The sequence below is a fragment of the Paenibacillus naphthalenovorans genome (assembly GCF_900099895.1).
Taxonomy (GTDB): Bacteria; Bacillota; Bacilli; order Paenibacillales; family NBRC-103111; genus Paenibacillus_G; species Paenibacillus_G naphthalenovorans.
Genome location: NZ_FNDY01000019.1, coordinates 1 through 19,162, shown reverse-complemented (window position 1 = coordinate 19,162; position 19,162 = coordinate 1). Strand labels below are relative to the sequence as shown.

Sequence of the window (19,162 nt, the reverse complement as noted above, 5' to 3'; positions counted from 1 at the left end):
GGAGTAATCATATTCGTAAGATGTCCCGCCGCGCCTTTTGTCCAACCATCCTCTTTGAGAATCCGAACCCTCGTGTTCAACATTCAGTGCTGCTGCTTGGATACTTGCGGCAAACGCACATCAAGCACAGCAGACCGCCCTCCTTTGACCATGTGCAGAGCGCTGACTATGGCCTCCTTTAATTCACTTGGTTTTTCAACCAATCTGGGATACGCTCCGCCGGCGGCTTCGGCCACCTTGGCCAATTCGGACGATGGATCGAAATTGACCCAGAATTGGTCCGTCTGGCGGGCTACGCCGTTGGGATGGACACCGAGCGTAGACATTCTGGGCGCGCCCCATCCATGATTGTTGTAAATAACGGTCAGAAAAGGGGTATTGTATTTCCTCGCCACCCAATGAACGGGTGTCGGATTACTGAATATATAGGAACCGTCCCCCGTAAGGCTGACGATGGTTTTATCCGGCGCAGCAAGCTTGGCGCCAATCGCCCCTCCCCCGTGCCATCCTAAAGCGCTCGCACCGCTTCCCAGCAAGGTTCCGGGTGTATTGCGCGGTAAATGCTTGCTGACGGTTGCATAATTGGTAATCGTTTCGGTCAGCACAATCGTATCCTCATCTATGGCTTCACGGATACAGGCAGTAAGATACTCCGGCGTAATGATGTCGCTGTCGTCCAGCTGCTCCAGGCTCCTCCATTCTTCCCTTTGCCGGTGATGAATCAGGGTGAAATATTGGTTGCGCTCCCGGACAGCTTTTTCATCGATCAAATGATGGATTGTATTGAAATAAGCGTTCAACTGCTGAAGAGCCGCGAATGAATCGGCCTTATAAAATCTTTTGGACGGGATATACCATAAAGGTGTCTTTTCTTTTAATGGGTCAACGTCTATAAAGTAAACCGTACAGTCTTTGGCCGGTTGATTGTGCAGCGGAATCCAGGGCACATCGCTGTCGATCACAAGAACCAGATCCGCTTCGGCAAGGATTTCATTTTGCTCCGGATGATTCCACTGATAGCCTACATGAAGAGGATGATCTCCGGGGAAGTTCATATAATAAGGCGCTGATTCCAGTACCGGAACGGCTAAACGCTCGCTCAATCGGACAAGCTCCGGAACCGCCTGCTTGTTTCTTCCTAAATAAGAGGTGACGATTAGCGGTTTTTGGGCATGCAGCAAATCGTTCGCGATCTCGGCAATCTTCTCCGGGGGAATGGCACTCGGGGACAGCGGTTCCCAGCCTTGCGTCCGGAAGGAAGACCGTTCGATCTCTTCCTCCAGCACTTCGCGCGGGGCCATGAGGTATACCGGCCCTTTCGGGTCGCTTTCCGCTATTTGCAGTGCCCGATGGACAAGCTGCTTCACATTTTTTCCGGTGCGGATTTCATTATCGTACTTCATATACTGCCGCACAATACCGCGTTGATCAAACACGTCTTGAATCCAATGAATATGTTCATTTCGGCTTCCGACAAGCTCGCCTTCCTGAGTAAACGGAGAAGCGCCGGCAAAAATAAGCACAGGCACCCTGCCTTTTGCCGCATTATGTACGGATCCGCCGAGATTTTGGGTGCCGCATTCCACATGGATAAATACCGCTTGCGGCCGTCCGCTGACTTGGGCGTAGGTATGGGCAGCGCTTAAAGCGACGAATTCGTGCGGACAAATAATAATGCGGGGGTAGTTCTTGTTTTGTAATTGGGCCTGTGCCCATTCTTCGATGAGAGCGGGGTGATCGCTTCCCAAATTGGCGAAAATACAGGAAACGCCGGCCTCATGAAGCGATTCCATTAAAGCGGAAGCCGTAGTAAATTTACTTGCTGCCTTGTTGTCCAAACCATCCTTTAGCTCATAAGTTACTGCGGATTGGTTATTCGGGGATGATGGTTCCATGGTAAACCGCCTTTCCAATATGAAATTCAATCGTGTTCCCTCTGCTCACCGCAAAAATATTTACATTTTCACCCTGCACAGGTTTTTAAAGCGATTACAAATAACGTTATTGGAATCTATAATAGTATCAGAGTGTATTTTGCGAAACTTTAATTTTCTTCTATATTAAACAAATGAAATAAAATACGTATTAAAGGAGGGCCGTGGAATAGCGTAGTACCCGGATATAAGGAGGAAATCGTGATGCGGCCTCATCAAGGCGGCAAGCGCTTTAGTTCTGTTCAAAACGCGGTGCGCCTCTTGAACGCCTTCTCCCCGGAAGAAGCCGAATTGGGCATCAGCGAACTGTCCGAGAAGCTGGGGATTGCCAAAAGCACCGTTCACCGCTTGGTAACCACATTGGCAGGTGAAGGCTTCATCGCCAAGGACCCGAATACGAATTTGTACCGACTGGGCATTTCGATTCTGGCCATCAGCAATATCGTCACTTCCACCATGCCCCTTCATCAAACGGCGCTGCCCGTTATCCGCCAACTGGGTAAAAAAACGAAAGAATCCATCCATATCGGTATTTTTCGGGATGGCGAAGTTATTTTTCTCAATCGCATTGATGGCATAAACACCCATGCTTCTCTCTCGATGATAGGAAGCCGGGTGCCGGCCCATTGTACGAGTTCAGGTCAGGTGTTTTTGGCTTATCAACCGAAGGAAACCGTGAACCTTTTGTTCAGCAAGGGGTTGAAGGCTTACACCCGTAAAACGATCACGGACGTAAAGCAAATGCACGCATTACTGGACAAAGTCCGGGAGCAGGGTTTCTCGGTGAGTGTAGAGGAATTGCATGAGGGCATCGCTTCAGTAGCCGCCCCGATTCGCAATTCGCGGGGACAAGTCATCGCCACCGTGAGCATTCCGGGCCCCGTCCAGCGCATATCCAAAGACGCCCTCCCGCTCTTGACAAAGCTCGTATTACAGGCAGCCAAAGAAATCTCCCTGCGCTTTCAACAGCTTAAACCGCCATGACCAGCGGCCGAAAAGTCTTATAATATTACATTTTTTTTACATTTTAATAGTATGAATTACTGAAAAAGATAAGGGATGCTGCCCGCGGCAGCATCCCTTATTGCAGTTTCCAGCCATATATTGTCCCCAAACCCCACATGATGCCCAAGCCAATCCACATGCCTGCCCATACTGCGGCCGTTCCCGATCAAGCCGGCATATCATCCGTGAAACCAAAAGGCTTACGCGATTTTATTGGCGTCGGCTATCACCTTCGCCAGTTCGCAGTGGCGCAGTTTTTCCTTCTGGCTCTCGATGTCGATGTTGTACAAATTTGCCGCATTTTCTCCGAGGATTTTCTTCTTCACATTCAAATCGAGCGTTACGCCGGTTTCCTTCTGAATATCTTCCGGCAGCTCCATCGCGATGAACTTCTCGATCATCCAGCCCGGCTCCCATATCGCATAGTCGCTTCCGAACAGGATCCGGTCTTCGCCGATCCAGTACAGCAGCTCGCTGATGATTTCCGCAAAATAGCGGGGACGCGTATGGATGAAAGGCATGACAATCGCCAAGCCGCCGTATACGTTCTTCTCCTGCGTCGCAATCCAGCAGAAATCCTCCAGCCGCGGAAGCCCGACGTGCTCGACGATGAAATTCAAATCCTGGAACGCGCTGGCCACATCGTCGATATCGGCAACGTCGAACGCATCGCGGTTCAGCGGAATGATCGTCGGCCCTTTGTGTACGTGAATGTTCTTGATCCCGAGCTCGACGCATTTCTCCAGGTAGCGATAAGACCAGTCGTCCGTTAATTTATATCCTTTCGAGCCCTTATACCAGTCGGCCGTGTACAGCTTGACACCGGGCCACCGGTATTTCTCATGATCCTTCTCGAGCTGCTCCAGGCCGCGCTCTCCATGGCGCGGATCGAACGTTCCGTTACAGATGAACCGGCCCGGATACTGCCGCGCAAGCGCATCGTTGATGTCCGGATCGCCGAAGCCGTTCTTGTAAAACTCCTTCAAATAGACCGGCTGAAAGATGGCCATGTCGCTGTAGCCTTTGACAAACACATCATCGATCAGCGTGCCGGCATCGTATTTCAGGAATTTGTCCTTCGGCCACAAATACTCCTTCGGGGTCATTTTTTTGTGATAATCGTAAAAGCAATGGATGAACTGCTCTCCTTGAACGTTCAACTGGTTCTCTTTGCTGCCGTCCCACAATGCAATATGCCCGTCAATGATGAAAATTTCCTCTCCGTTCGGTAAGCGGTACATGGTCATTCCTCCTTGAAAGGTATCACAAGCACAGGGAAACGCTTACAACATAGATCGAAGACATCATGCCCCCAACCGTCCTCCCACTAAAACTCATGGAGCGCATGATGTTCCGTTCCCAATGCTTACTTCAAGTATAGTCATTGCCGGAACCGAATAAAATGTATATCTATATAAAAAACGATACCAAACGTCGGATCATTTCTGTAGGAAGAACCATCAGGAAACGCCTTGGCCGTTCACCGCTTCCAGCAGCAGGTCGGCCAGATGCACGGCTCTCATTCTCTCCTCCGCACCCTCCCGAATAATGCCCAGCCGCATCTGCAACAGGCAGCCCGGATTGGCCGTCACGATCGTTTGCGCACGTACTTTGTTCACCTTTTCCATTTTATAGTCCAAGATTTGCATCGACATTTCTTTCTCCGTAATATTGTAGACCCCCGCAGATCCGCAGCAATGATCGGCCTCTTCCATCTCACGATATTGAACGCCTTTAATCGAGGCCAGCAATGTCCGCGGGGCACTGGCTGTACCCATGACATTCCGCAGATGGCAGGAATCCTGATACGTAATCACTTGTTCCGGCAGCGAAAGTTCCCTTTCGGCAAATTGAAGCTCAACAAGAATTTCGGAGAAATCCCTTACTTTGCCGGCGAATGCTTTGGCTCGCTCTCTCCATTCCTCTTCATCCCTCAGCAAGTGATCGTATTCAACCAATAAGGCACCGCATCCGCCTGCATTCAGGACGATATAGTCCGCGTCCAGCGATTCGAAGGCCTCGATGTTGGCCTTGGCTAACCGCTTGGCCATCTCTTTCTCTCCGCCGTGTGCGTGCAAGGCGCCGCAGCATCCCTGGCCGGAAGGAATCACAATGTCGCAGCCTGCCTTCTGAAGCAGCTTCATCGTGGCATCGTTGGTTTCCATGAACATCGTATCCATAAGACAACCTGAGAAAAAAGCGACCTTCTTCTTTGCTTGCCCTTCGGCAGGAAGATAGGCAGGACGGTTGTTCAACGCGCCGGCGCTTGCGATGGGCGGTATCGTTCGCTCAAGCTCCGCAATGTTCCCGGGCAGGATATGCAGCAATTTGCTTTTTTGAACGATGCGCTGCAGACCGCTCTTTTGATAGAACCTAAGGAAATAATGCAGTCGCTTGATCCGGTCTTTGTGCGGAAACAATTGTTTAAACACAAGCCACAGCATCACCTTCGCGTGCATTTTATGCTTTTTCTTTTGCTGAATCACATCCCGAGCTTCCTCAAGCAGATGGCCGTATTTCACACCGGACGGACAAACCGGCTCACAAGCCCGGCAGCCGAGGCAAAGATTCAGCTGCTTCTCCACATCTTCGTCCGGTTCAATGACCCCGTCGACGACCCCCTTCATGAGAGCGATCCGGCCGCGCGGAGACGCCGCTTCATATTGATCGGTTTGGCCATAAGTCGGACAGGTCGGAAGGCAGAAGCCGCATCTCATGCAATTCATTAGCTCGTTGTAATCCAGCTGTTCTTTGAAGCCCTGTCGAATCTCACTCTGCACCTGCCGGTTCATCTGGTCATCACCACTCTTTTGCGGGCGTCTTTTGCGAACATTTTGCCGGGATTCATGATTCCGTTCGGATCAAAGGCTTGTTTGACGGCTTTCATCGCCGCTACGCCTTCCTCTCCAACCTTTAACGATAAATAAGGCCGCTTCATCTCGCCAACGCCGTGCTCTCCGGTAATGGTACCTCCTAGCTCGATCGCCTTCCGGAAAATTTCTTCGAACGCTTTTTCAACGAGGTGCATCTCTTCCTTGTTTCTTCCATCCGTCAAACAGGTGGGGTGCAGGTTTCCGTCACCGGCATGACCGAAGGTACAAATCGTTACATTGTACTTTTCTGCAATCTGATTAATGGCACGCACCATTTCGCTAATTTTCGACCGAGGGACCGTCGCATCCTCCAGAATCGTCGTAGGCCTCAACCGCGCGAGCGCAGATAACGCGGATCGCCTGGCCGTGCTTAATGCTTCGGCTTCCGCCTTCGATTGGGCGATTTTCACGGATACCGCATGCCCTTCCTTGCAAATTCGGGCGATTTGTTCCATGTCCCGTTCCACGACCTCCAACGGCCCATCCTGCTCAATGAGCAGCACCGCATTCACATCGGTCGGTAAACCGACCTTTGCGAAATCCTCAACGACTTTACACGTAGGCTGATCCAGAAATTCGAGCGTGGCCGGGATAATCCGGTTTGAAATAATCGCCGATACCGTTCTGGCCGCCGCGTCGAGATCTTCGAAAAGCGCCAGCATCGTTTTTTTCGTTTCCGGGATGGGAATGAGCTTTAGCGTGGCTTCCGTTATGACGCCCAGCGTCCCCTCGGAGCCGACAAACAGCTTTGTTAGATCGTATCCCGCCACATCCTTGGGCGATTTCCCGCCCGTTCGAATGCAATCTCCATTCGGCAGAACGATTTCCAGCCCAAGGACATAGTCCTTGGTGACACCGTATTTTAAACCCCGAAGCCCTCCCGAGCATTCATTAATGTTGCCGCCGATGGTTGAGATTTTCATCGAGCTGGGGTCCGGGGGATAAAACAACCCCCTGGCCTCCACGGCTTCAATTAATTGCTTCGTAATGACGCCCGGCTGCACCGTAACGGTTAAATTCTCTTCGTCAATTTCCAAAATCCGGTTCATATGATTGAACACAAGAACAATGCCGCCCTGGGTCGGGCATGTACCGGCGCTTAAATTGGTGCCGGAGCCTCTGGGTACAATCGGGATTCCATGCTCATTGCATATTTTTAAAACCGCCTGGATTTCTTCTTTGCTCTTGGGCATGATGACGGCGTCGGGAAGCGCCTGAAAGTTCGGCGTCGCATCATACGAATAGGACAATCTCGCTTCATTCGAGTCATGATACCGGGCGCTTCCGACAATTTCTATAAGCTGGCTTCTTATTGCTGGTGGAATCACAAGAAGTCCTCCTTTCGTTATCACCATTATAGGAAGAGCCCTTTTAAATAACCATGTGCGAAAACACAAAGATCCTTAATATCAATCCTCATTTATTGGATGATTATCTAATTTCAATAAGGAGAGCGCAATTAAAAATAACGTAATGCCTTCCGGGCATTTGGGGTTGATGCCTGTAAGCTCCTTGATCTGGTTGAGCCGGTAGTGCAGCGTATTAATGTGAATATGAAGCGCATCCGCGCTATCTTTAATGGACAATTGCTTTTTATAATAAACGCGGATTGTCTCCAGAAGCTCTTGATCCGATTGGATTTCCGATAAAATCCGGTTGATGAACTCATGCTTTGTTTTTACGCTGATCTCCTCCAACACGATATCCAGCAGCAAATCCTCGTAATAAACGATCTCATGATGCTTTTGCGCCACCTTCAACGCCTTCTTCGCTTCGTTGTACGTATGGTTCATTTTGAAGGGTTCGATGGTCTTGCCCACGCCGACGGCCAAATTAATCCCGTAATGCTTTTTAAAATATTGATGCCATTTGGTCAATTCCCGGGAAAGCATTTTGGGCGCATTTTGATTTTTGGCATCTTTAATCAGAATGAATTTTCCGTTGCCCCAGCGAATGAAAAAATCGGTCGGATCGCGTTCAAAATTTCTTAGAAAAAAGTCGGCCATCAGCGATTGCGCTTCCCGAAGCACCTCGTCGCGGTGGTTGACATCCACCTGGAAAAGGACGCAAATGTACGGAATCTCAACGGAAACCCCCAGGATTTGGCCGCGATTGATAAACTCCTGATCCACGTCCTGGATATGAATCCACTCGTAAAAAAAGGATTCGAGCCCCCTTGTTTCCCGCTCTTCCTTCTCTTTCTGCAGGGCTTCTCTAATAATGAGCTCCGTCATTCTTCGCAGCAGCTCCGCGTAGGGTTCAACAACCGAGGGAGTACCTGTGATACCAATGACGCCAATCACCTTCTTGTTGTAGTAAATCGGCAGATTGATTCCCGGCTTCACTCCTTTTAGCCGCTTGGCATCCCTTTCGGTAATATGCAGCCTATGTCCGGACTTCATGACAAGCGTCGCACCCTCATGAAATGAACCGATCCGGTTTTTGTCCGTCGAGGCGATAATGATCCCCTGACCGTTGACAACGATCAGATGCTCGGTCATGGCCGATTCCACTTCATGGATGATTTTTTTGGCTAATTCCGGTAGTAATTGCAGACGAATCACCAAGCTTTCTAAAAGTGATAAACAGGAAAAACCAGCGCGCTCCGGTATTAAGCCGGAGCGCACTGGTTCCAAGGCATCAACTACGTGTAACCAGCTGCCCGAACACGATTACACCGCTACTTTCTTATCCGCATTCAACAGATGGAAGAATTCTCTCATAAAGCCCGGCAGATCCGGCCATGCATGCCCCGTTACCAGGTTGCCGTCAACGACAAGCATCTTCTCGACATAATGGGCTCCCGCCGCTTCCACTTCAGGACGGCAGCAAGTGTAAGCGGTCATCGAACGGCCCTGGATATGCTCGCGCACGGTCGTCAACACCAGCTGACCGTGGCAGATGACGCCCATCGGCTTGTTTTCCTGGAGGAAGTGGGCCGTAATTTCCTGCACTTTTGGGTTCATGCGGATATATTCCGGGGCGCGTCCGCCGGGGATAATCAGCGCGTCGAAATCCGCCGGGTTAATGTCGTCGACAGAAGCATGCGAATCGATTCTATATGCGGTCAACTCGGTGAAGGTTTCCATCTGCGGAAGGAAATCGTGACAAACCGTTTGAAGCTTCTTTTTCGTAGGCGAAGCAATTGTCACATCGATTTGCTCCTCCAGACAGCGATAGTAAGGATAGAAAACTTCCAGGCAATCTACAGCATCACCAGTCAGGATAAGCACCTTTTTACTCATCTTCATCACCGATCCTTTTTGAGTTTGTTTAATATATGATCAAGAATGTTATGAACATTCCCGACAGCAATGGGAGCTGCGCTGCTTATGTCCCCTCCGTGGCCGTGGCCTCCAAATCGTAGCGGGCCTCTAACAGACCGCGGCAATAATGGCCGTTAAACTCCATGCTCAATCTTGTTCTTTTGGCGCCCAGCAGGTAATCCGCAAACCCTTCCGGCGTTAAAGCCTCTCCTTCGGGAGTGGTAAAGGCCCAAAACCCGGCGTGGTTGAGCTGCGCCTTCTTCTCTACATATCTGGATCGCATGTTCTGCCCCTCTTCTGTGAGCGGGAGCTGATGCAGCTGCTCCAAGGTCATGGCAATGATCACTTCTTTCGACAAACCCTGAGCCAATAAATGCTTGATCAGCTTTTCCTCCCGGGCATAGAACGCTTTGATTTGAAACGTTCTCCGCAGCTCGTCAAGCTCCCCGTCGGACGCTCCAAACCGGCTGGTCGATTCGCTGAAGCGCTTCCCCTTCGAAACCCCTTGATTGATTTCATCGGAAGCACAGTGGTCGATCAAATTCACTTTGACCTCCCGGACCCATTCCAATTGGGAAATAGAGGTCCGGATATCCTCCGCCATAATGAATGCGAAGTTTGGCGAGCACCAATAGGTCGGTAAACGGAATACGACCTGCACTTGATTACCGTCGATTTTCGTATGGTCGATAAACCCCAATTCCGTTAAGGGTTGATCAAGCTCCGGGTCATATACCTGATCGAGCTGCTTGTATACCTGCTGTTCCTTGGCCAGCAACATCCCATGCACCTCCTGTCAACGTTCTGCCGTAAAGAAGCGTACGCGATTTTATTGGCATCGGCGATCACCATCGCCAGTTCGCAGTGGCGGCTTTCAATGTCGATATTGTACAATCTTGCCGCATTTTTCCCCAAGGTTTTTCTTCTTCACTGAACTGCTCTCCTTGAATGTTCAACCGGTTCTCTTTGCTGCCGTCCCACAAGGCAATATGCCCGTCAATGATGAAAATTTCCTCTCCGTTCGGTAAGCGGTACATGGTCATTCCTCCTTGATTTTCAAAAAGAGTGAATTCGACAAAGGGAAACGCTTACAAAAATGACTGTGATTTGAAGTATACCGTCTCGATGCGAAGAAAGAAATGGTTTTTTATATAACAACATTCCGCATAACGGGCTATATTTTTTGTATGTTCATACAAAAAAAGATCGGGGCCGCCCCGATCTAATGGCCGCCGGAGCCGACATAAAACCCGATTTTGCCCAGCTGTGCCGCGCGCTCCATCCGTTCGAACGCCTGCGCATATTGCTCCAACGGCATCATTTGGTCCAGCACGGGTTTGATTTGATGGGTTTCAATAAATTGGAGCATCTCCCGATACTCTTCCCCGCTTCCCATCGTCGTCCCCAACAAATTATACTGGCCATAGAAGAAGTCGCGCAAATTGAATGGAACGACATCTCCCGTGGAAGCGCCGAACGTGACTATGGTGCCTCCCGGACGCAGCCGTTCAAGCGACTTATGAAATGTAGCCGCGCCGACGCTTTCAATGGCGACATCCACCTTTGCTCCGTCAAGCGCCGTGCCCCAATCGTCATGACTGTCGATCGCGCGGTCGGCACCGTATTCCAGGGCTTTCCTGCATTTCTCCTTCGATCGGGAGGTTACATATACGGTAGCACCCGCCGCTTTGGCAAACTGAAGAAGAAACGTAGCGGCACCGCCGCCGATGCCCGGGATCAGCACCTTCATGCCGGGCCGGATGCGAGCCCTCGTAAACAATGCGCGATACGCTGTGAGCGCCGCCAAAGACAGCACGCCGGCTTCCTCCCAAGTTAAATAACGGGGTTTAAGGATGGCATTATCGCCAGGCACAATGACCTTTTCCGCAAAAGTGCCGTGTTTGGGAAACCCCAGAATTTCATAACCCGCGGGAGGCGCTTCGCTGTTCTCCTTCCATCCAAGACTTGGATTAATGATCACCTCGTCTCCTACTTGGACGTGCGTTACGCCTTCGCCGACGGCATCGATGACACCGGCCCCGTCTGAACCGATAATGACAGGCGGATCCGTCGGCTTATGGCGTTCGAGGACAAAAAGATCCCGGTGATTCATTCCCGCCGTTCTTAATTTGACCCTTACCTCTCCCGCCCCAGGCTGCGGCTCTTCCATCTCCTGAACGGATAAGCCGTCCAATCCGCTCTTCCCTGCATGTACAATCGCCTTCATTCTATCACTCCTTTATGAATCTTATATTTACAAAAATAGTTGGCAAAATCAAGTAGAATCGGAAAAAATTTGTTTTGTGAAAGCGATCCATTCTCTTGCGGCCAACGATTGATATCCCTTCCGTCTCCAGGCCATCACGGGCTGCCACGGAATTTCAGGTACCAACGGGATCGCTTTTACTTTATCCGGATCCAACAAGCGGCAGATGGTGTCCGGCAGAAACGCAATGCCCAGATCGGCTCTTACCATCTCCCGAATTAAATCCCATTGGGAGCTTTCGGATACGATGCGGGGGACGAAGCCCGCCGAACGGCATGCATTCTTGATCCGATCATGCAGGGTAAAATTGCTGTTAAATAATATAAACCGTTCCTGCTCCAGTTCGGCCAGTTCAATTTGCTCCCGATCCGCTAACGGATGTGCGGGATGCATCACGACCTTGAGCCGATCATTAAAAATCGGAAACCAATCGAACACCGCCTGATTGACCGGCAGCAGCAAAATTCCTGCGTCCAGCAAGCCTTCTTCGATGCTTTCCTCGATTTTTCTTGCGCCATCCTCCACCATCTTCATCGTGATCCCCGGATAACGGTCCTGAAATTTTTTAATCACGTCCGGGAAGAAGCTCGATCCCGCCATGGGCGGCAAACCGATGCGAATGCTGCCTTTGTTCAGGAAGGTCAGGTCATTGATTTCCGTTTTTAAATTTTCGAACATCTGCAGAATCGGTCCGGAATATTTCAAGATCGCTTCGCCTACATCCGTCAATTGGATTTGTCTTCCGTTCCGGACAAAAATGTCTGCGTTCAATTCATTCTCCAGATTTTGGATCATTTTGCTTATGGTCGGTTGTGTCACATTTAGATTTTCCGCGGCTTTGGTAAAGCTGCTGCACCGCACGATTTCTGCGATGTACTGCAAGTGGCGCAGCTCCATCGGCATTCCCCCTCATACAACCATAAATAAATGGAATGAATTGAATTCTATAAATTCATTTTACATATGGAACCCCGCTTTGTATACTCACTTTAAACAACGACGGAAGGGGTGCGGTCCATGAAGTCATGGTTGCTTACAGGTGTACAGGTATTGTTTTTTGTTCTGATTGCCAAAATAGCGGACGCCATCGTACAATGGTCCGGCTTCCCGGTGCCGGGCAGTATTGTAGGGATCGTGCTGTTGTTTGCGCTTCTGAAAAGCAGGGTCATTCGCCTGGAGTGGATCGAATTGGGCTCCAGATGGCTGCTTGCCGAAATGCTGCTGTTTTTTATTCCCGCCTTCGTAGGCATCATCAATTATAAAAGCTTGCTTGCGGATCACGGTATCGCCATCGTCGGCATCATCATCCTTAGCGTGCTCGCCGTCATGTTTTGCAGCGCCCTCGTCGGTCAGCGGCTGTCCGCCCGGAAAGAGAGACAGGTCCAATGATGGAGGCGATCTTTTGGCTGTGCTGCACCGTTGCGGTTTACTGGGTGTCCAAACGCATGTATATCCTGTTTCCCAAGGTGTATTTGACTCCACTGCTGGTTACGCCGGTCGTCGTCATCGCGCTCGTTGAAGCCGCAGGCGTGCCCTTTGAAAGCTACAACAAAGGAGGCGCATGGCTCACCGGCATGATGGAGCCCGCTACTATCGCGCTCGCCGTCATCTTATACAAGCATCTCGACGTGCTCCGAAACCATGCTTATGTCATCGTCGCAAGCGTCAGCTGCGGCTCCGTCGCCGCCGTCGTAACATCGGCCGGACTCGCCCATCTGTTCGGCTTACATGCGGAGCTCGTCTCCAGCCTTGCGCCGCACTCCGCCACGACACCCATCGCCCTTGCCGTCACCCGCATGACCGGAGGCATTCCGTCCGTCACCGCGCTTGCTACCTTGATGACCGGATTGCTCGGCATCCTCGTCGGTCCGTTGATCATCAAGTGGTTCCATGTTCAAAGTCCCGTCTCCCGCGGCATCCTCCTGGGAACCAGCGCTCACTCGGCCGGCATCCGGCAAGCGATAGAGTATAGTCCCGTCTCCGGCTCCATCGCGGTCGTGTCGATGATACTGACCGCATTCATCACGTTATGCGTCGCGCCATGGATCATTTGGTGGCTTCGGTAAAGGACGGGGCCTATGGTCGTGAGCCCAAGGTACCCGCCAAATTAAAAATGGCTGTACAGTTTCACCATCGCGGAAACATCCTCATCTTGATATCCCCGGTTCATCCCCATTACAAACAACTCCTTTGCCTGCGCCAGCATCAAGGCCGGGACCTTCAATTCAGCAGCCAATTGCCTGGATAAAGCCAAGTCCTTGTTCATTAAACCCACGGAAAATTGCGTACTGAAATCCTCCTCCAGCAATTTGGCCGCTTTCGCTTCGAGCAACTTGGCAAAAGCGCGAAGCTCTGCGGCAGCCGCTTCCCCGATGGCGCTTGCGATGAGCGGATAGGCGTCCTGCACCGCATTCGCATGCAATTTCAGGAACGTATCTGCGAAGCCCCAGCTTCGGGGGGAAGGAAAAGCGATCGTATCCCCAGCCGGATCGAACTGGAATAAGAAGCCTCCCCGGTAGTTGAGGAAGGCAATGATGAGCTCACTCACACCGAAGGGAATCGCCCATTGGCCGCGTAGAAGACGTCGGCTGTTTTGTAGAAATAGTATGTATATTCGTAGTCTGTTACGTAATGGCAGAAGCCCATTTCGCCGAAATTCGGCTGCTTGCCTGGAACGAATTGACGGACGAATCTGTAGCCGGGCCATCGTATTTTCACGGTAAGCCCGTAGTACGACTCCTCCCTTAACGTCACGGCGGGAGTATTGCATGGTGAAGGGGTAATTCTCCCGTTCACCCAGTCCTCCAAGAATGTCGCCATTAGCCGGGAGGGGGGCTCGAATACACCGTCTTTACGGGTTATTTTCGCATCCATAATTCGATAAAATTTATAATAATCCATATTGAAATTGGGGTAGAGGCCCTTATAGAAATCATAGCCCTAGTTATACTCGTTTCGGGATCAAATCCTTCTTATTCAGTGGTGACTTCATGTTCGAGGCCAGGCCGAAGTAATGGTAAAAGTCATAAATATAAAGATACTGCCGCGTCTTCTTCGACTTCGGTATTAGTCCGAGGCGAAAATAAGCGCCGCTCCAGTTATAGAAGGCAAAATTCAACGTCGTATAGTAAAGCAATTCATAGTCATTGCTTTACAAAGCTTCAGCTCTAGCATCTACATACATCGTCGAGCCCCCGTCAAACCAAAGTCCGTTCAGTGAGCAGTCGTGGGGGAGAGAGGAAGAGAATTCCCAATGCCAGGAGCGGACCATCTCGATCAATTCCGCAAACGGCTTCGTGACAGTCTCGTCCATTGTTTGAGAGCAATGCTGCAAATGCGACTCCAATCGTTCCAGAACATATCCAGAAATGTGATGGATCATGGTGTAGGCAATGGTCTTGGCAAATAATGATATCATAAATATAGAGAAAACTGCGCGTATTTTATCGAAGGATAACTTCTAATTTAGGCATTAAATGAAAAAAGGTGTACTCAAACTTCCATAATATTTTTTTGTAAATCAAAATATTTAGAATCGAATTCAGTTACAACAACTTCCAAACTCCACTAAAACAAGGGGCGCAGCCTTTCATTAGGCTCGCCCCTAAAATCATGCGTATCTGCTCTTGCTAGAACTTATCCTTCTCTTCTTAGCCAAAGAATCCCAAGACAAGATAAGGAAGATTAGAACGCCGCGTGCTACGCTTTGCCAGTAAAAATTAATGCCCGATAAATTAAGCCCATTGGATACCACGCCAAAAAACAGCACGCCGATCAATGTCCCCGGGATGTTGGCATGGCCCTGACGGTTTAGTGCACTGCCTATAAATACTGCACCTATCGCATCCAATAAGTAATATCGGCCGCTCAAGGGAACGAATGACGTTAACACGGAAGAACCGATGATACCGGCAAAGGAGCAGATCACACCGCTCAATACAAAAGCGTAAACGGTATACTTGTTTACAGGCACGCCGGAGAGTACGGCAGCCTCCTTCTGGTCTCCCAGCGCATAGAGATGACGGCCGAAGACCGTTCTGTTAAGCAGGAAATGAGCCCCAATCGCAGCAGCAATGGCGATGATGATTGAAAACTTAATATCGATTCGCCCGCCATCCTCTCCGGTAAACACAAATACGCTGCCGCGTCCCAAAAACTTGACCACTTCGCTCATTCCCGGGAAATAGACGGGTTCCCCGCCTCGGGTAAAAATTTTCTCTATGCTTTCACCGATGAATAACGTTCCCAAGGTGACCAGAAAAGGCGACAATCTTACTCTGACAATCAACAAGCTGTTAAACAAGCCTACCAGGACTCCCGCAGCTAACGCGATCGTTATGGCAGGCAGCCAACCAAAGCCCGCTTTCAGCAGCATGACAGCAACCATCGCTCCGATATCAAATGAAACGGCAATCGATAAATCAATCCCCCCGGAAGCAATCACAAAGCATAAGCCTACGGCAACTAAAGCAAGCACGGCAGACTGGCTTAAAATATTGGAAAGATTGCTGAAGGATAGAAACGACGGAGAAATGATTGAAAATGTGACGATGACCGCAAATAAAGCCACTAGTGTGCTATACCGCATAAAATCTCTGTCTGCCGTCCTAGACATGCGGCTTCACCCTCCTTTGCTGTGTTGTGGTAATCGCAACAGCCACAAGTATTAATGCGCCTTTAATCGCAAATACCCAGTACGTGGGAACATTGATTAATGTAAATCCGTTGGACAACATCCCCACAAACAACGCACTAAGAACCGCGCCTGCCATATTAGGCACAGATAATTTGCTGAAGACAGCGCTCATTAACCCGGCCAGCAGGATATCCAGCAGCATGATATCTCCAATACCGGTTACGGTACCCGATAAGCGGGCCACAATAATTAAGCTGGCGATGAACGCCGTGATGGAGGCTATAATATAAGTTAAAGCCAATGTCAGATTGACATGGACACCAGCCGCTCTGGCAGCTTCCGGATTTCCTCCGACGGCGTATACCCAGTTGCCGAACACGGTATGATTGAACAGCACATACGCCATCGCCCCTACGATCAGAAACATCCATACCGGCACCGGTATGTGCAGGAAGGCGCCGTTCGCTATCAAATTCAACGTCGGTTCGGATATGCTGATCACTTTATTATTCGTAATAAGCAGCTGCACGCCTTGTAATATATACATAACCGAAAGAGTGCCCAGCAGCGGGATAAATTTCAGTTTGACTATAGCAAACGCATTGATAACCCCTACAACCACACTGGATAAAAGCGCTGCTCCGGCGGCCGCCCATAACGAATACCCGTGACTAATTAACGCTGCTGTAATGGCAGCATTGAGAGCGAGATTATTCCCCAGTGATAAATCAATGCCCCCTCGAATGACATGGTTGCCGCCGCCGATAATAACGGCTGTCATGCCGCAGGCAATAATCCCCAAAGCGCTGGATTGAAGCAAAATATTCAGCACATTCTTCAACGTCAAAAAAGCAGGGGAGCGAACGGAAAAATACAAGGCCACAAGAACAAAGGTAAAATAACCGCTATACCTAAATACAAATGAAGAAATTGAAGAAATCGTACTCGTACCGCTACTCCTTCGGATTACCGGAATCATTCAGGTTCCTCCTCCCATCAAGCTGAGCATCAACTCATCCGATGTCACGTCACTTCCATCCAGCTCACGAATGATTTCTCCGCGGTACATGACCAGAATTCTGTTGCTCAGGCCTATCAGTTCCTGCAAATCCTGAGTGACCAAAAGCACGCCGGCCCCTTGCTTGACCAAGCTGCTGATCAACGAGTAAATCTCCACCTTGGCGCCTACATCTACCGCAGCTGTAGGCTGGTTCATAATGTACAATTTAGCCCCGCTGCTCAGCCATTTGGACAGCACGACCTTCTGCTGATTGCCGCCGCTTAAATAATTCACGGATGCTTCCTGATTCGGCGTGCGAATTTCCAGCCGCTCGATGAGCTCGGCAGCTTTCCGAAACTCCTGTTTTAATCGAATGACGCCCGCTTTACTTATTTTTTTGAGACTTGCGAGTGTGATATTTTCTCGAACCGACATATTTTGCACAATCCCCTGTCTGCGCCGATCTTCAGGCAAATACCCGATGCCTGCAGATACCGCCCGCTCCGGATTGATGCCGGCCATGTGGCGGCCTTCAATTTCAATATGGCCGCCCACCAGGCCGACGCCATCGAATAGAGCCTGTCCGAGGCTGGAATGCCCCGATCCCATTAATCCCGTGACGCCGACAACTTCACCGCTGCGGACTTGCAAATCGATATTGCGAAATTGTGTTTCGTGAGTTAAGCCTTTCACATTCAACAAGGTATGGCCCGAGACCAAGTGTTTCTCGGGAAACTGCTCCTCTAAACGCCGACCCACCATCATATAAACAATATCCTCGATAGATAGTCCCTTCGTATCCACCGTATTGATTTTGGCTCCATTTCGAAAAACCGTGATCCGGTCGCAAATTTGAACAATTTCACCCAAATAGTGCGAGATATAAATAATCCCGATGCCTCTTTCCTTCAGATCGCGGATCATTTCAAACAATCGATCGGCCTCGCGTTTCGCCAGCACCGCTGTAGGCTCGTCAAACACAATAATTTTCGGTTGATGAAGCAGGGCACGGCAAACCTGAATCAACTGCTGCTCGCCTACCGTCAGTTCGCCGATCAGCCGATAGCCAGCAATCGATAAGCCCACCTTCTCTTTCAGATGAGCTTCGGCCTCTTTCTCAAGCGATCGCCGTTTCATCCATTTTATTGGCGTGACGGATGGCTCGATACCCAGAAATAAAGATTCCGCCACCGTGAGATAAGGGACAATATACCGCTCTTGATGAATAAAGTGGATGCCCAGCCTCTCTACCAGCTTCGGCGTCAGCCGCTCCAACGGTTGCCCTTGAAACCGGATCTCTCCGCTGTCTTGACTGTAAATCCCGGCCAATATTTTCATCAATGTGGACTTCCCCGCTCCGTTCTCTCCAACAAGGCCATGAATTTCACCATGACGAAGCTCAAAATCAACATGCTGGAGCGCTTTAACTCCAGGAAACTCTTTTTGAATGCCCAGCATCTGTAAGATGTATGCTTCACTCATAGACCTGTTTCTCGCTCCTTTACGCATGGGAATCATTCAAAGGACAGCAAATTCCCCTGCCCTTTGGAATAAGGCTGGTTACTTAGGCTCCAGCTTCTTTCTCGCCTCTGCCACATTCTCTTTGGTAACTATGAAAGCATCCAGATATACCGTTTTCGGTACAGCCTGTCCCGCCAAAAAACGGGCCGCCGTATCAACAGCCGCTTGACCGACCTTGTATGGCTCCTGCGCCGCAATGGCTGTAAAAGAGCTGCTCGGGTCAGCGACCAGATCCAGTGCAGCCGGTTCCCCATCTGCGCCATACACCTTGATGTCCTTACGGCCTGCCGCATCGATGGCCTGTGCAGCGCCAATTCCCGGAATGTCCCAGCATGCCCAGACCGCCCTCAGATCGCCCTTCTGCGGATACTTGAGCAGCAGATCCTGAATCTTCTTGCGGGCATCTTCAATGGTTCCAGGGATAACGTCCTGTAATTCAGGTTCAATAAACTGGACCTTCGGATAATCTTGAGCGACATATTTCAACAGATCGTAGCGGATCCGGCAAGCCTGCACCCCATAAAAACCGTTAAAAACAGCCACTTTTCCTTCTCCGCCGATGTCTTGTTAGTGTAAAATCTCCGTGGGTGTAGGAATTGGAAAAAGCGGATATAGAAAAAGAGCTTCTCCCTTGGTAAAGTGATGTTTGCGCACAACACAC

At 50.1% G+C, this 19,162-nt stretch carries 20 protein-coding genes; 3 read left to right on the top strand and 17 right to left on the bottom strand.

Going from position 1 to position 19,162, the window contains the following annotated elements; all coding sequences use genetic code 11:
* Positions 1-83: 83 nt before the first annotated feature.
* Positions 84-1,895: a thiamine pyrophosphate-requiring protein gene (locus BLT35_RS16995; protein ID WP_083351325.1), complete on the bottom strand. Its 1,812-nt coding sequence runs from the start codon at positions 1,893-1,895 to the stop codon at positions 84-86.
* 243 nt (positions 1,896-2,138) lie between these two features.
* Between BLT35_RS16995 and BLT35_RS16990 the strand changes: the two genes are divergently transcribed.
* Positions 2,139-2,918, top strand: a complete 780-nt coding sequence (locus BLT35_RS16990; RefSeq protein ID WP_062410759.1) for an IclR family transcriptional regulator — start codon at positions 2,139-2,141, stop codon at positions 2,916-2,918.
* 221 nt (positions 2,919-3,139) lie between these two features.
* Here the strand turns inward: BLT35_RS16990 and BLT35_RS16985 are convergent, their stop codons facing one another.
* From BLT35_RS16985 to BLT35_RS16945, 9 genes are all read right to left on the bottom strand, one after another.
* The gene (locus BLT35_RS16985; RefSeq protein WP_074729092.1) at positions 3,140-4,180 is read right to left on the bottom strand and encodes an amidohydrolase family protein; all 1,041 of its coding nucleotides are present in this window, start codon (positions 4,178-4,180) and stop codon (positions 3,140-3,142) included.
* Between the two features lie 219 nt (positions 4,181-4,399).
* Entirely contained in the window at positions 4,400-5,731 is a 1,332-nt protein-coding gene (locus BLT35_RS16980; RefSeq protein ID WP_074729090.1) for a (Fe-S)-binding protein, read from the bottom strand.
* Positions 5,728-7,167, bottom strand: a complete 1,440-nt coding sequence (gene glcD / locus BLT35_RS16975) for a glycolate oxidase subunit GlcD (protein ID WP_306274613.1) — start codon at positions 7,165-7,167, stop codon at positions 5,728-5,730. Before glcD ends, BLT35_RS16980 begins: the two co-directional genes overlap by 4 nt.
* 54 nt (positions 7,168-7,221) lie before the next feature.
* Entirely contained in the window at positions 7,222-8,376 is a 1,155-nt protein-coding gene (locus BLT35_RS16970; protein WP_235594223.1) for a CdaR family transcriptional regulator, read from the bottom strand.
* 108 nt (positions 8,377-8,484) lie between these two features.
* A complete protein-coding gene (locus BLT35_RS16965) occupies positions 8,485-9,057 on the bottom strand; it encodes a DJ-1/PfpI family protein (protein ID WP_062411149.1) in 573 nt (190 codons plus the stop codon).
* 85 nt (positions 9,058-9,142) lie between these two features.
* On the bottom strand, positions 9,143-9,859 hold the full coding sequence (locus BLT35_RS16960; protein WP_254777594.1) for an iron-sulfur cluster assembly protein: 717 nt from the start codon (positions 9,857-9,859) through the stop codon (positions 9,143-9,145).
* A gap of 64 nt (positions 9,860-9,923) precedes the next feature.
* Entirely contained in the window at positions 9,924-10,115 is a 192-nt protein-coding gene (locus BLT35_RS27605) for a hypothetical protein (protein WP_054818421.1), read from the bottom strand.
* 185 nt (positions 10,116-10,300) lie between these two features.
* Entirely contained in the window at positions 10,301-11,305 is a 1,005-nt protein-coding gene (locus BLT35_RS16950) for a zinc-binding dehydrogenase (RefSeq protein ID WP_074729088.1), read from the bottom strand.
* A 48-nt stretch (positions 11,306-11,353) separates the two neighbouring features.
* Complete coding sequence (locus BLT35_RS16945; RefSeq protein ID WP_074729086.1) at positions 11,354-12,241, bottom strand: LysR family transcriptional regulator; 888 nt, start codon at positions 12,239-12,241, stop codon at positions 11,354-11,356.
* A gap of 120 nt (positions 12,242-12,361) precedes the next feature.
* On the opposite strand from BLT35_RS16945, the gene BLT35_RS16940 reads away from it, so the two are divergent.
* Positions 12,362-12,733, top strand: coding sequence for a CidA/LrgA family protein (locus BLT35_RS16940; RefSeq protein ID WP_062410753.1), 372 nt, complete (start codon positions 12,362-12,364; stop codon positions 12,731-12,733).
* On the top strand, positions 12,730-13,410 hold the full coding sequence (locus BLT35_RS16935) for an LrgB family protein (protein WP_054820028.1): 681 nt from the start codon (positions 12,730-12,732) through the stop codon (positions 13,408-13,410). The genes BLT35_RS16940 and BLT35_RS16935 overlap by 4 nt, the downstream gene beginning before the upstream one ends.
* 41 nt (positions 13,411-13,451) lie before the next feature.
* Here the strand turns inward: BLT35_RS16935 and BLT35_RS16930 are convergent, their stop codons facing one another.
* The 7 genes from BLT35_RS16930 to BLT35_RS16905 all read right to left on the bottom strand — a co-directional run bounded on the left by BLT35_RS16930 (position 13,452) and on the right by BLT35_RS16905 (position 19,062).
* Positions 13,452-13,892 (bottom strand): NAD-binding protein, encoded by a 441-nt coding sequence (locus BLT35_RS16930; RefSeq protein ID WP_074729084.1) that lies wholly within the window; start codon positions 13,890-13,892, stop codon positions 13,452-13,454.
* The gene (locus BLT35_RS27080; RefSeq protein ID WP_062410750.1) at positions 13,889-14,245 is read right to left on the bottom strand and encodes a hypothetical protein; all 357 of its coding nucleotides are present in this window, start codon (positions 14,243-14,245) and stop codon (positions 13,889-13,891) included. The genes BLT35_RS16930 and BLT35_RS27080 overlap by 4 nt, the downstream gene beginning before the upstream one ends.
* Positions 14,246-14,495: 250 nt before the next feature.
* Complete coding sequence (locus BLT35_RS27345) at positions 14,496-14,657, bottom strand: hypothetical protein (RefSeq protein WP_217634721.1); 162 nt, start codon at positions 14,655-14,657, stop codon at positions 14,496-14,498.
* Between the two features lie 297 nt (positions 14,658-14,954).
* Entirely contained in the window at positions 14,955-15,959 is a 1,005-nt protein-coding gene (locus BLT35_RS16920) for an ABC transporter permease (RefSeq protein WP_074729082.1), read from the bottom strand.
* Positions 15,952-16,959, bottom strand: a complete 1,008-nt coding sequence (locus BLT35_RS16915; protein WP_074729080.1) for an ABC transporter permease — start codon at positions 16,957-16,959, stop codon at positions 15,952-15,954. Before BLT35_RS16915 ends, BLT35_RS16920 begins: the two co-directional genes overlap by 8 nt.
* The gene (locus BLT35_RS16910; protein WP_175472006.1) at positions 16,960-18,462 is read right to left on the bottom strand and encodes a sugar ABC transporter ATP-binding protein; all 1,503 of its coding nucleotides are present in this window, start codon (positions 18,460-18,462) and stop codon (positions 16,960-16,962) included. It abuts the gene before it with no gap.
* Between the two features lie 78 nt (positions 18,463-18,540).
* Complete coding sequence (locus BLT35_RS16905) at positions 18,541-19,062, bottom strand: substrate-binding domain-containing protein (RefSeq protein WP_083351322.1); 522 nt, start codon at positions 19,060-19,062, stop codon at positions 18,541-18,543.
* Positions 19,063-19,162: the final 100 nt, after the last annotated feature.

Bases quoted from the DNA above. Each gene is read 5' to 3' on its own strand.
- BLT35_RS27345 (WP_217634721.1), bottom strand. From the start codon at position 14,657: ATGGACGAGACTGTCACGAAGCCGTTTGCGGAATTGATCGAGATGGTC.
- BLT35_RS16940 (WP_062410753.1), top strand. From the start codon at position 12,362: ATGAAGTCATGGTTGCTTACAGGTGTACAGGTATTGTTTTTTGTTCTG.
- BLT35_RS16945 (WP_074729086.1), bottom strand. From the start codon at position 12,241: ATGGAGCTGCGCCACTTGCAGTACATCGCAGAAATCGTGCGGTGCAGC.
- BLT35_RS16965 (WP_062411149.1), bottom strand. From the start codon at position 9,057: ATGAGTAAAAAGGTGCTTATCCTGACTGGTGATGCTGTAGATTGCCTG.
- glcD (WP_306274613.1), bottom strand. From the start codon at position 7,167: ATGGTGATAACGAAAGGAGGACTTCTTGTGATTCCACCAGCAATAAGA.
- BLT35_RS27605 (WP_054818421.1), bottom strand. From the start codon at position 10,115: ATGTACCGCTTACCGAACGGAGAGGAAATTTTCATCATTGACGGGCAT.
- BLT35_RS16910 (WP_175472006.1), bottom strand. From the start codon at position 18,462: ATGAGTGAAGCATACATCTTACAGATGCTGGGCATTCAAAAAGAGTTT.
- BLT35_RS16980 (WP_074729090.1), bottom strand. From the start codon at position 5,731: ATGAACCGGCAGGTGCAGAGTGAGATTCGACAGGGCTTCAAAGAACAG.
- BLT35_RS16915 (WP_074729080.1), bottom strand. From the start codon at position 16,959: ATGATTCCGGTAATCCGAAGGAGTAGCGGTACGAGTACGATTTCTTCA.
- BLT35_RS16950 (WP_074729088.1), bottom strand. From the start codon at position 11,305: ATGAAGGCGATTGTACATGCAGGGAAGAGCGGATTGGACGGCTTATCC.
- BLT35_RS16920 (WP_074729082.1), bottom strand. From the start codon at position 15,959: ATGTCTAGGACGGCAGACAGAGATTTTATGCGGTATAGCACACTAGTG.
- BLT35_RS16960 (WP_254777594.1), bottom strand. From the start codon at position 9,859: ATGTTGCTGGCCAAGGAACAGCAGGTATACAAGCAGCTCGATCAGGTA.
- BLT35_RS16990 (WP_062410759.1), top strand. From the start codon at position 2,139: ATGCGGCCTCATCAAGGCGGCAAGCGCTTTAGTTCTGTTCAAAACGCG.
- BLT35_RS16985 (WP_074729092.1), bottom strand. From the start codon at position 4,180: ATGTACCGCTTACCGAACGGAGAGGAAATTTTCATCATTGACGGGCAT.
- BLT35_RS16995 (WP_083351325.1), bottom strand. From the start codon at position 1,895: ATGGAACCATCATCCCCGAATAACCAATCCGCAGTAACTTATGAGCTA.
- BLT35_RS27080 (WP_062410750.1), bottom strand. From the start codon at position 14,245: ATGGATTATTATAAATTTTATCGAATTATGGATGCGAAAATAACCCGT.
- BLT35_RS16935 (WP_054820028.1), top strand. From the start codon at position 12,730: ATGATGGAGGCGATCTTTTGGCTGTGCTGCACCGTTGCGGTTTACTGG.